This is a genomic window from Streptomyces sp. NPDC001194 (assembly GCF_042896985.1).
Classification (GTDB): Bacteria; Actinomycetota; Actinomycetes; order Streptomycetales; family Streptomycetaceae; genus Streptomyces.
In genome coordinates, this window is the sequence record NZ_JBIAXU010000006.1 from 147,892 (window position 1) to 158,550 (window position 10,659).

The following is a 10,659-nucleotide window of genomic DNA, read 5'->3' on the forward strand; positions in this document are numbered from 1 at the left end:
GCGTACGCGTTCAGTCTCCGGCGGGGGTGCGGCCTTCCTCCGGGTTCCGGCTCCGGCGCTCGCTCAGGTAGTGGCGGCCCGCACGGGCGGCCCGGCGTACCGCGGCCACCGCTCCGCCGGCCGCAGCGACGAACTGCAAGTACGGGACGAGATCGGTCAGATGACTCAGCAACGTGTCGGACAGATGAACCAGATCCATCACGGGGCTCCTCCCCGGGCGCATCCGTCCCGGGCGGCCCCCGGTGACGTACTCCAAGGTTGGAGGCGTGCCGGGCGTCCGACACCGAACTCGGACGGCCGTCGGACGCGGCCGGACGGCCCCTCGTACGGCCTTCGTACGGCCTTCGTACGGCCTTCGGTCGACGGGCGGACTCAAGCGGCGAGTTTGCGCCAGTCGGGGCCCGGACAGGACGGGGTGGGTCCCGTAGAGGGCGGGCGGGTGGACGTCGGGGAGGGTGGGCCATGGCGGCTGAGATCACGTCTGAGATGTTCCTGAAGGCCTTCAACAGCGTGGGTGGGGACAGCAGCGCGGCGGCGCGGGGGGCGCTGCGGGCCTGATCGCCCTCAACGCGGCGTACCCGACGTACGCGCAGGCCGTGATGGCGCAGGTCCTGATGAAGGGAGGCCAGACGGGGGTGACGGTGGTGGCGGGCAAGGTGGTCGGCAAATCCGGGGGCAAAGTGGCGGCGAAGCTCGCGAAGCCGTTCCTGCAGGACCGGTTCGCCGACTCGGCCGAGACGTACTACCGGGCGAAGCTCGCGCACGGCAACGGGCCGACCGGCTCACGCGTTCCGGCTTAGGGGGCGCACGGTCCGGGGGTCCGCACCTTCGGGTGACGGCCCCCGGGGCCGTGTCCTCGTACGGGCCGGGGGCGGGGCGGGCGCGGGCCGTGCGGCGGGCGTACGGGGCGCGGATCCGGCTGCCGGTGCGGCGCCCTGCCGGTCAGGAGTGCGACGCTGAGGGGCGTTGCGATCGGCCCTTCGGTCAGCTGCCTGCCTCCGTGCAGTACCCGCGGGCCTCGGCCTACTCTTCGTCGGTCTCTCGGGCGGCGGCTTCGTTGGCGCGGTCGATCTCGGCCATGTGCTCTTCCGCCCAGGTCCGCAGCCCCGCAAGCGCGGCTTCCAGGGACAGCCCGAGTCCGGTGAGCCGGTAGTGGACCCGCGGCGGCACGGTGGGTTCGACGCGGCGCGACACCAGCCCGTCGCGGGTCAGACTTCGCAGGGTCACGGACAGCATCTTCTGCGAGACGCCGGGCATCCGGCGCCTCAGCTCCGCGAAGCGCACCTCGTCCGGTGTGGCATCGGCGAGCGTCTTGACGGCCATGGACGTCCACTTCGTACCGATGCGGTCGAGCAACTGCCGTGTCGGGCAACGGGGATCAAACAGATCACCGAGTGCCCCGTGACCGGCGGCCCGGCTGCCTGGGGTGGTCACCTGCGGCTCACCACCTTCCCTGAAGGTGCCGTCTGGGAAACGGCAGGTCGGTTACCTATCGTTCTGTGGTCACCAATGGTAACCGCCCGGCAAGGAGCCGTCATGCACGTCACCACCGCACACCACCTGCGCCGCATCGCGACGAACGGCGTGCACCTCAATGTCGCAATCGCCGGGCAGGGACCTGCCGTTCTCCTGCTGCACGGCTTCCCGCACACCTGGCAACTCTGGAGAGGCATCATGGGCCGACTGGCCGGTCAGTACCGGGTCATCGCCCCGGACCTCCGAGGCTTCGGCGCCAGTGACCGCGCCGTCGAGGGCTACGACGCAGGCACCCTCGCAGCCGACGTCGAAGGGCTGCTCGCGGCACTCGGCGAGCCTTCGGCAGCGGTGGTCGGCATCGACGCGGGCGCTGGCCCCGCCGTCCTGCTCGCGCTGCGCCGGCCCGGCCTCGTTCGACGCCTGGTCGTCATGGAGGCACTGCTCGGCCGCCTGCCCGGAGCAGAGGACGTCGTCGCGGGCGGTGCCCCGTGGTGGTTCGGCTTCCACGCCGTCCCCGGCCTCGCCGAGACCGTCCTGGCCGGCAACGAGGCCGCGTACGTCGATTGGTTCCTCGACTCGGGGACACTCGGGCGAGGAGTACCCGACGACATCCGTGCATCTTTCGTACACGCGTACACCGGGAGTGAGGCCCTGCGCTGCGCGTTCTCCCACTACCGGGCGCTGCCCACCAGCGCGCAGCAGATCCATGACGCCGTCGCGACGGCTCGGCTGACCATGCCCACCATGGCCGTCGGCTCTCACCCCGTCGGCCGCGGGCTCGAACGCCAACTCCGCCCCATCGCCGATGACCTGGTCGGACACCATGTGGAGGACTGCGGCCACATCATCCCCCTGGACCGCCCCGACGCGCTCTTCGCGCTCCTTGCGCCCTTCCTCCGCGCCGACATGTCGAAGTGAGAAGAGCGGGTCCGGATGTTCATTCCGTCTTCGGCCGCCCCGAAACCAGGGGGCGAGGTGGCGGTGGTGACGCCGACCGGCGCCAAGCGGTACGGGACCGCGACCGCGCAGGCTCAGGAACGGCTGTGTACCCGGCTGACCCGCCGGACGGCCTGGGCCGTCTTCCCCGTGTGGCTGCCCTCGGTTCGGCTCCTACCACTGCACCTACGCCGCCATGTGGGTCGGAACCAAGCCGCACTGGGACCTGGCCGCGGACGAGAACGCGCACTAGGCGCTCCTCGGGATCGCCGAGGACCGATCGCGGAGGCCCCGTCCACGGACCGGTGGCGGCACACCCCGGCCCCCGGCTGGCGCCGGGGGCCGGAGGCCGAACCGGGGGGACCGTCAGCAGTGGCCGACGCTGGTCTGGCCGCCCACCAGGGACGAGTGGACGTAGCCGGTCCCCACGTAGCTGGAGACGCGGAACCAGCGGTTCGAGGCGTAGTTCGAACTCGGCGGGTAGACCCACTGGCTGTCGGTCCAGCACAGCATCGTGACGCCGGTCCCGTTGGACAGGTAACCGAGCGAACCGCAACCGGTGTTGGCGCAAGTGCGTTCGTTCGCCCCGCCGCTGTTGGACGAGATGTAACTGCCGGCCGCGTCGGCGCCGCCGGCGCCGGCGATCAGACCGGTCAGGGCGACGGCGGCCGCGGCGGCGGCCAGTCCGGCCCGGGTCCGCAGGGTGGTGGTCGTCATGCGCATCGTCGTTCTCCTCGGGAGACTCGCGGTGGTGTGCGGCGCCCCGGCGGATCCGGCGGCGCTCCACCAGAGAGCCATCCCGACGGCGGCCGGGGGAAGGAACCAAGCGCAGGTCGACCAGGCCCGTACGGGGGTCCGTACAACTCCGTACAGGCCGGCCGCCGGCCCGTTCACCGGCACGGCGGCGCGTACGGCAGTCCGGGGACGAGCTGGGCCCACTCCTGAGCGGTGATGACCGAACCCGCGCGCTCGCACAGCCTTCGGGCGATCTCCTCCTCGTCGCGGGACCAGAGCAGGGCGACCGGGCCGGCGCCGCCGGCCGCGAGGGAGCGGCCGTCCGGGCTGTACGCGACGGCGTACGCCTTCCCGCCGAGGCCGCTCAGTACGGTGCGGGGCCGCGTCCGCCGCGGATCGGCCGTGTCCCAGAGCCACACGGTGCCGTCCGTACTGGCGGCGGCGAGGGTGCCGCCCTCGGGGGCGAAGGCAAGGGCGTACACGTAGCTGCTCGGCCCCGTCAGCGTCGGCCCGGCGGTGCGCGGGTGGCCCCCGCTCACGTCCCACAGCCACACGTCCCGGTCGGCGGTACCGGCCGCCAGGATCCGGCTGTCGGGACTGAACGCGACGGACATGACGTAGCTGCCCGGGCCCCGCAGGGTCGATTCCAGCACCGGCCGGCCGCCACCCTGCGGGAGCCGCCACAGCAGCACCTGCTTGTCGACCGTGCCGGCGGCGAGCCACCGTCCGTCCGGGCTGAACGCCACCGAATAGACGTAGTTCGTCGGCTCGGACAGTTCCGCCGAGAGCTGCGGGTGCGCCGGGTCCACCGTGTTCCACAGGCGTACGGTCCGCCCCTCGCTTCCCACGGCCAGGATCCGGCCCGTCCGGTCGAAGGCGGCGGACTGGATGGTTCCGGTGCCGCCGGTCAGGGTTTCTCCGTAGGGCGCGGCCCGGTCGGGGCGGGAGACGTCCCAGAGCCACAACTTGCCCTCCCGGCCGCCCACGGCGAGGGTGCGGCCGTCCGGGGAGAAGGAGACCGTCGCGGAGTACCCCGTGGGATTGGTCAGGGGCTGCCCGACCGGGCGCGGGGTCCAGGGGTCGGAGACGTCCCACAGCTGTACGTCGCGCCCCCCGACGGCGAGCAGCTTCCCGTCCGGCGCGTAGCCGATCGCGTTGACCGTCCCCTGGAAGCCGCGGAGCGGGCGGGGAGGCAGCTGCCACAGGCGCACGGTCCCGTCGGCGGCGGCCGTCACCATCTGCCGGCCGCCGGGATGGAAGGAGATCGAGGTGACCGGGCCCGGGTGCGGGAACACGCCGGCGAGGACGCGCGTCCGGGCGTCGTACAAGCGCACCTGGTTGTCCGCGCTGCCCGTCGCCAGCCACTGCCCGTCAGGACTGCAGGCGACGGCGTTGACGTAGCTGGCCGGGCCGTCGGGGGCGGCCGGTGCCCCGCCGATCACGGCGGGCGGGGCGGGCGCGGAGCCGGGGGCGGGTACCTCCCACACCCGCGTGGACCGGTCCTGGCTCCCGGCCACGAGTCGTGCGCCATCGGCCGTGAAGGCCAGCCCGAACACCGGTCCGGCCGCTCCGGTCAGCGGCTGTCCGTACGCGAGCGGGTGCCCGGGATCGGCGAGGTCCCACAGGCGTACGGAGCCGTCCGCGCCCCCCGCGGCCAGCAGGGCCGCGCCGGCGCCGGGGCCGGAGCGGAACGCGACCGTGTGCACCGCCCCGGTGAAGCCGGTGAGGCGCGTCCCGGTGGCGCTGCTTCCGGGGCGGCTTGCCGCGTTGCTCGCGGAGCTTCCTTCGGCGCCCGCCGACGGGGCCGTCACCTCCGGGTCCGGCCACAGGTACACCCCGCCGTCGGCGCCCGCCGCGGCCAGCGTCTTGCCGTCCGGTGCGAAGGCCACCCCGTACACGGCCGAATCCGGCCCCTTGAACGACCGGGCCGCGGCCGCCGCCGGGTCGGGGGCCGACGGCTCCCACACCCGTACGGTGCCGTCCCCGGAACCGGCGGCGAGCCGCCGGCCGTCCGGGCTGAAGGCGAGCGCGTACACCGTGTCGGCGAACGTGACCGGCGCCGCTCCCAGGGCTCGCGGCCGCTGTGGATCGCGCAGGTCCCACAGCGCGACCTGATGGTCCAGGCCGCCCGCGGCCAGGGTGTGTCCGTCCGGGCTGAGCGCAACCGCCTGTACGACGCCACGGAACGCGAGTATCCGGGTCACGGCGGGCAGCGCCGAGGCGTCCATCAGCGCCTCCCGGGCCTCGGCCGTGGGCGCCGTCCGGTACGCCACCAGACCGAGTTGCGCGGAGAGGGCGAGGTCGCTGCCCCGCAGCCGTTCGGCGCGCGCCGCCACCAGCCGGGACAGCGCGACGGCCTGTTGTCTCTGCGCGTCACGGCGCTGGACCACGGCGACACCGGTGAGCAGGCCGGAAAGGACGACCAGCAGCGAGAGCAGGACGAGGAGCCGGCGCAGCCGGCGGGCGCCGCGCCGCTCGCGCCGGACCCGGCCGTCCTCCGCCAGCCGGCTCGCGTCGAGGAACTCGCTCTCCCGTGCGTCGAATTCCGGGGCGTGGCCGCTGTCCCGGGCCCAGCCGGAGGTCACTGCCAGGCGGGTGCCCCGGTAGAGCAGCGAGGGGTCGCGGTCGTGCGCGATCCACCGGTCCGCGTCGCGCGTCAGGTCCTGCCGGACGATCTGTCCGGTCCGGTCGGCGTCGATCCAGCCGCGCAGCCTCGGCCAAGCGGTGAGCAGCGCCTCGTGGGTGATCCTGGCGCCGTCGCCGTCGAGCGTGACCAGGCGGCGGTCGACGAAGCGCTCCAGGACCGCGTACACGTCTCCGGCTCGGTCGGGTTGGCCCACGGGCGGGGGCAGCGGCAGCAGCCTGCGCGCGTCGGGCACGCCGTCGCCCACCGCTACCATCCGCAGGAACAGCTGCCGCGCGCGTGCGCACTCGGTCTGCGAGAGTCCCGCGTACACCTCCTCCGCCGTCTCGGAGACGGCCGCGGACATGCCGCCGCCCGCGCGGTAATCGGCGATGGTCAGGGCGGTGCCGCGGCCTCGTTCCCAGGTCGACAACAGTGCGTGCGACAGGAGGGGCAGGGCTCCGGGGCCGGAGTCCCGCAAGTCGGCGAGGAGTACGTCGATGAACCCTTCGTCCAGGACGAGGCGGGCCTTGGCGGCGGGGCCGCCGACCACGGCGCGGATCTCGTCATCGCTGAGCGCGCCCACGACGGTCTGGCCCTTCTGCAGGGCTGCCGCAAGGGAAGGCTGGTCGAGGGCCTGGCCGTAGAAGTCGGCGCGCAGGCAGCCCGTGACGCGCACGTCGGGGGCGGGGAGGGCCTCGAGGCACCGCAGGAACCCCTCCCGTGCGGCGGGGTCGGGGCAGGCGGTGAACACCTCCTCCAGCTGGTCGACCGCCACGACGATGCGTACGCCCGCACGCCGGGCCACCGCCGCGACACGTGCGGCGAGTTCGAGGGGCTCGTCCACCAGGTCCGCCCACTCCGCGGCCAGTGCGTCCTCGGCGGGCAGGGCGGCCAGGGGGGACAGGGCGGACACCAGGGCGCGCATCGGGTCACGGCCGGGGGCGAGCAGGAGCGGTGTGCAGCCGTGCTCACCGCGGAGGACGGGCAGCACGCCTGCCCGCAGGAGCGAGGACTTGCCGGAACCAGAGGCTCCGACGAGCAGTCGGGGTACGTCGGCGCCCTCTTCGGCGAGGATCCGGTCCACGATGACCGCCCGGAGGTCGTCCCGGCCGAAGAACCAGTCGGCGTGGCGTTCCTCGAAGCCCGCCAGCCCCCGGTAGGGCGACGCGCCTCCCGCCACGCGCAGGACCCCGGACCGTCGCAGCTCGGCGAGCCGTTCCAGCCAGCGATCGATTTCGGCCGCGTCGGTCACCCCGCAGGCATGCAGCACCCGGCGGAACAGGGGCAGGGACCCCAACGACGGCAGGTTCTGGCCGGCGAACCAGCCGCCGATGGTGCTGTGCGCGCCCGGCGCGCCGACGCGGGCGGCGACCGCGCGGACGGTCAGGTCGGTCTTCTCGCGCAGACGCGTCAGCTCGATCGCGAACTCTTCTCGTGTTAAAGGGGGTTGGGTGTGGAACGGGGTGGGGTCCATGGGGCCTCCGGGGTCCGGTTCCGCTGGGGCGGTGATGCCGGTGAACCACCTTCCCGCGCCCATCCGGCCGCGTGGCCGGAACGCCTCGATCCGACCCTTTCGACGCCGCCACACCAGCCTTTTCCGGCCACTCACCACCGCCTCTGAGCCCCCACGCGCCCCGCACCGCCCACGGCCCCCTCGTTGCCGGCCGGCGGAGCCGCCGCTCACCGCGCCGACGGGCGCCGGACCGCACGACTCCCAGGCAACCGTGCGTCCAAGACCACGCTTCGCAGCCCATGCCGTCGGCCAAGCGCCGGTCGTGGCGCCGTACGGCCAACACGGTCACCGGGATCCTCCCGAGTGGGGTCCGCCACCTTGACCGGATCGCTTTCGCACGCACCGCAGCAGAGGCCGGGGCACGTGTTCCGGGTCAGTCCGGCGCCGTTTGCGGTTGCGGCGCAGCACCCCGCCGGATGGGCATCATGGTTTCCGGCGCGTCCAGTCGGAGGTGATCGAGGATCAGCCGGTTGACGAGGTCCGGTTTCTCGAGCGGCGCGAGGTGCGAGGTACCGGGGACGATCGCGAGTTGGGATCCGGCGATCCCCCGGTAGAGGGCGATCGTGTGCTCGAGGGTCGTCATGTCGTCGTCGCCGGCCATCACCAGCGTCGGCGCCGTGATCCGCGCCAGATCCGCCGGCGTCATGGTCGGCTGACCGCGCCACATGTCGAGCACCTTCGCGGCCACGACCGGCCAGTGCCCGACCCCGTCCGGCGTCACGGGTTCGTACAACGCGCGGAAGAATTCAAGGTCGTCGCTGCCGGAAGACGCGGTACGCGGCGGCCAGGTCCGCCCGCTGCGCACCCCACGTCTCGTTGGTGCAGAACCCGCCGTGCATCAGGAGCAGCGGGTCGCCGCTCCCCTCGGCCTCGTACCAGGTCCTGACACCGGGAAGCTCCACGTAGTCGCCCATGGTCCAGACCTCTCCCGAAGCTCACCCGCTCGGTGCCCTGGCCGTCCCCGGTCTGCATTGCCCACCCAGTCTCCGCCGTCCCACACGAGAGGGCAACGCGGGCTCGGCGCCTGCCGGAAGGAACACACGCCGGCCTGGCACGGCACCAGTCGCAGCTCACCCGTTTGGCCGAGCCCCTGTCGGCGGAAACGATTCCGGGCGGGCGCGACGGCGCCGAGCCTCCGTCGCCTCGGCTACCGTCCGGAAGCCGATTCAGCCGCCGCCTGGCCGCGCCGTCGTGCGGTTGCGTCGGCCGTCCGCAGGAGGCGTGCTGGTTCGATGCGGAAGTCCTCGCCCGAGGCAGCACGACTCCCGATCCGAGCAGGAGGACCCCGGATGCCTCTCCTTCTTCGTACGGCCGCCGCCGCGGCCCTCTGCGCCCTCGCCGTCTTCCCCACCGAAGCGGCCGGCGCCGTGCCGACGGCACACGAGACGGGCTCGGACTCCGATCGGAGCGTCACACTCCGCCTCGGCCAGTCCACTGACGTCGTCCTCGATGAGAACCCGACCACCGGCTACGAGTGGCGGATCACGGCCCTCCCCGCCCCGCTGCGCCTGAAGTCCTCCACCTACAAACCCTCGCCCAATCCGTCTCACATGGTGGGCAGGGGCGGCGTCCACACCTTCCGCTTCACCGCCGTCCGACGCGGCACCGGGGACCTGGAATTCGCCTACCGCCGGCCCGGGGAGACCTCCACCGCGCCCGCGCAGACGCTGACCGTCAAGGTCACCGTGCACTGACGGGCTCCGCGCCTCGCACGGGGCACCGAGTACGGGCACGTCGGACCGGGCGGGGCGTGCGCCGCACCGGGGTGGGCGGCGCCGGCGTCCGGTCCGGTACTCAGTGGGTCTGGGTAGGCGCACTCTGTCGCGCGTCGGCGGCGAACAGGATGCTGGGACCATGAACCGTAAGCCGCTGATAGTCGTCCACGTGCTGCTTCCCTTCGTCGTCGCGGTCGCCGCATGGGCCGCCTGGCTGGGCTGGGACCAGCATCGCGACGTGCACCCCGACGGTTCGGTGACGGGCCCGTACGAGGCGTGGCAGGTGGCCGGGCTCGTGCTGACCATCGCCGCCTGCGTCGTCTGGTCCACGTCCCGGGGGCATGCCGCGGGCGCCGTGCTCGGCACCACGGTGGGGATGGGCGCGGCCTCGTACCACGACTGGTCGGACGATTCCAGCGGGCTCTTCGCACTCGGCGTGGCCATGGTCGTGGTGGGCACCCTTGCGGGCACCTCCGCCCTCGCCGCCCTGGTCCCGCACGTGACACGCATTGGTCGTCGCGGAGGACCATGAGCGGCGCGGGCGTCAGCCCTTCGCGCGCGGCCAGACGGCATGTTCGGCCTGGCAGTCCGACTGTTGGGTGAAGCGAGCTCCTACGGACGGATCACGCGGAGGTAGGCCACCTCGTAGGACATCTCCGACACGGCCCGGTCGGGGGCCGGGTGGTAGCGGCCCGCGCAGACCGAGAGGTTGACGATGAGGTACGCACGCCAGCGGCGTCCCACTCCGCGCCGGTCGGCGAAGACCTGCTTGCCGTTGACCCACCACAGCACCGAGCCGGATCCGAACTCCACCTTGAGGTCGACCCAGCGGCCGGGGCCGATCGCCGGGTCGCGGTGGTAGTGGGAGGCACCCTTGACGTGGTTGGACAATTCGAGGAGGTCCGGGTTGTCCGGGTGGTACTCGAAGACGTCGATCTCGTTGTCGCCGTCCAGCCAGGTCCAGATCGCGGGCCAGGCCCCGCGCTCGGCCGGTAGCCGCACCCGTGCCTCCAGCACGTCCCCGGTCCGCACCATGAACCCTTCCTCGCTGCCCTCGGTGGTCAGCAGACCGGTGTTCCACTTGCCGTCGGGGCGGCGAGTGGCCCGGAAGGTGCCGCTGCGGCTGAAGGACGCGTCCGACACCAGATAGTCGAGCTTGTTGTCGCCGGGATTGGTGGGCCCGCCGTTCGGATAGGCCCAGGAACGGCCCGCGACCCACTGTCGGGTCGAGCCGAAGTCCGCCGTGAAGACCGGGGCCTGGGCGCTCGCCCGGGCGGCGCCGTCACGTTCGGGAGCGGATGCGGGAGTCGGGGTGGGGGTGGGGCGTCCGAGGAGCCGTCGGATCCGGTCGAGAACCTGAGTGAGCACATCGCTCCTTCCCGAGAACACGATCCCATGCAGCATGCCCGATTCCGGTTAGATGCATACCGGGCCACCGGTTTGTGATTTCGCCCGGCAGCGAGCGGCCGCGGAGTCGGCACCCCGATGATCGAGGAGAGCCGTCCCGCTGCTTGTGTCCGGCCCGGCTGGGCAGGCGGGCATCGCGCGTGTCGGGATCAAGTGCGCGCGGTCGGCAGGGGCGAGGGGTGCGAGCCTTTGGTGCTCCGGTTGTCGTTCGCTGCGGCTGTGGGGAACCTCGGAGCCGCTCCCCCACCGGC

Annotated in this window: 9 protein-coding genes and 1 pseudogene; 4 read left to right on the top strand and 6 right to left on the bottom strand. The window is 73.0% G+C overall.

Annotated elements, in window-relative coordinates:
• Window positions 1–10: 10 nt before the first annotated feature.
• Window positions 11–199: a hypothetical protein gene (locus tag ACFY1T_RS16480; protein WP_390788721.1), complete on the bottom strand. Its 189-nt coding sequence runs from the start codon at window positions 197–199 to the stop codon at window positions 11–13.
• A gap of 397 nt (window positions 200–596) precedes the next feature.
• On the opposite strand from ACFY1T_RS16480, the gene ACFY1T_RS16485 reads away from it, so the two are divergent.
• A complete protein-coding gene (locus ACFY1T_RS16485) occupies window positions 597–800 on the top strand; it encodes a hypothetical protein (protein WP_390788722.1) in 204 nt (67 codons plus the stop codon).
• A gap of 223 nt (window positions 801–1,023) precedes the next feature.
• Here the strand turns inward: ACFY1T_RS16485 and ACFY1T_RS16490 are convergent, their stop codons facing one another.
• The gene (locus ACFY1T_RS16490) at window positions 1,024–1,434 is read right to left on the bottom strand and encodes a winged helix-turn-helix transcriptional regulator (protein WP_390788723.1); all 411 of its coding nucleotides are present in this window, start codon (window positions 1,432–1,434) and stop codon (window positions 1,024–1,026) included.
• Between the two features lie 102 nt (window positions 1,435–1,536).
• Here ACFY1T_RS16490 and ACFY1T_RS16495 point away from each other — a divergent pair, with 102 nt between their 5' ends.
• Window positions 1,537–2,394, top strand: coding sequence for an alpha/beta fold hydrolase (locus tag ACFY1T_RS16495; protein ID WP_390788724.1), 858 nt, complete (start codon window positions 1,537–1,539; stop codon window positions 2,392–2,394).
• A gap of 384 nt (window positions 2,395–2,778) precedes the next feature.
• Here ACFY1T_RS16495 and ACFY1T_RS16500 read toward each other — a convergent pair whose 3' ends face one another.
• The 3 genes and pseudogenes from ACFY1T_RS16500 to ACFY1T_RS16510 form a co-directional block, all read right to left on the bottom strand.
• The gene (locus ACFY1T_RS16500; protein WP_390788725.1) at window positions 2,779–3,129 is read right to left on the bottom strand and encodes a hypothetical protein; all 351 of its coding nucleotides are present in this window, start codon (window positions 3,127–3,129) and stop codon (window positions 2,779–2,781) included.
• Window positions 3,130–3,302: 173 nt separating this feature from the next.
• Window positions 3,303–7,247, bottom strand: a complete 3,945-nt coding sequence (locus tag ACFY1T_RS16505) for a helix-turn-helix domain-containing protein (protein WP_390788726.1) — start codon at window positions 7,245–7,247, stop codon at window positions 3,303–3,305.
• A gap of 412 nt (window positions 7,248–7,659) precedes the next feature.
• Window positions 7,660–8,200 (bottom strand): annotated as a pseudogene (locus ACFY1T_RS16510) (alpha/beta fold hydrolase).
• A gap of 375 nt (window positions 8,201–8,575) precedes the next feature.
• On the opposite strand from ACFY1T_RS16510, the gene ACFY1T_RS16515 reads away from it, so the two are divergent.
• Together ACFY1T_RS16515 and ACFY1T_RS16520 are read left to right on the top strand one after the other, a co-directional pair.
• Entirely contained in the window at window positions 8,576–8,980 is a 405-nt protein-coding gene (locus ACFY1T_RS16515; protein WP_390788727.1) for a protease inhibitor I42 family protein, read from the top strand.
• A 160-nt stretch (window positions 8,981–9,140) separates the two neighbouring features.
• The gene (locus ACFY1T_RS16520; RefSeq protein ID WP_390788728.1) at window positions 9,141–9,533 is read left to right on the top strand and encodes a hypothetical protein; all 393 of its coding nucleotides are present in this window, start codon (window positions 9,141–9,143) and stop codon (window positions 9,531–9,533) included.
• Window positions 9,534–9,613: 80 nt separating this feature from the next.
• Here the strand turns inward: ACFY1T_RS16520 and ACFY1T_RS16525 are convergent, their stop codons facing one another.
• Window positions 9,614–10,369 (bottom strand): beta-glucanase, encoded by a 756-nt coding sequence (locus tag ACFY1T_RS16525; protein WP_390788729.1) that lies wholly within the window; start codon window positions 10,367–10,369, stop codon window positions 9,614–9,616.
• Window positions 10,370–10,659: the final 290 nt, after the last annotated feature.

Excerpts from the sequence above, each read along its gene's own strand:
- ACFY1T_RS16480 (WP_390788721.1), bottom strand. The coding sequence starts at position 199 with ATGGATCTGGTTCATCTGTCCGACACGTTGCTGAGTCATCTGACCGAT.
- ACFY1T_RS16495 (WP_390788724.1), top strand. The coding sequence starts at position 1,537 with ATGCACGTCACCACCGCACACCACCTGCGCCGCATCGCGACGAACGGC.
- ACFY1T_RS16500 (WP_390788725.1), bottom strand. The coding sequence starts at position 3,129 with ATGACGACCACCACCCTGCGGACCCGGGCCGGACTGGCCGCCGCCGCG.
- ACFY1T_RS16505 (WP_390788726.1), bottom strand. The coding sequence starts at position 7,247 with ATGGACCCCACCCCGTTCCACACCCAACCCCCTTTAACACGAGAAGAG.
- ACFY1T_RS16515 (WP_390788727.1), top strand. The coding sequence starts at position 8,576 with ATGCCTCTCCTTCTTCGTACGGCCGCCGCCGCGGCCCTCTGCGCCCTC.
- ACFY1T_RS16520 (WP_390788728.1), top strand. The coding sequence starts at position 9,141 with ATGAACCGTAAGCCGCTGATAGTCGTCCACGTGCTGCTTCCCTTCGTC.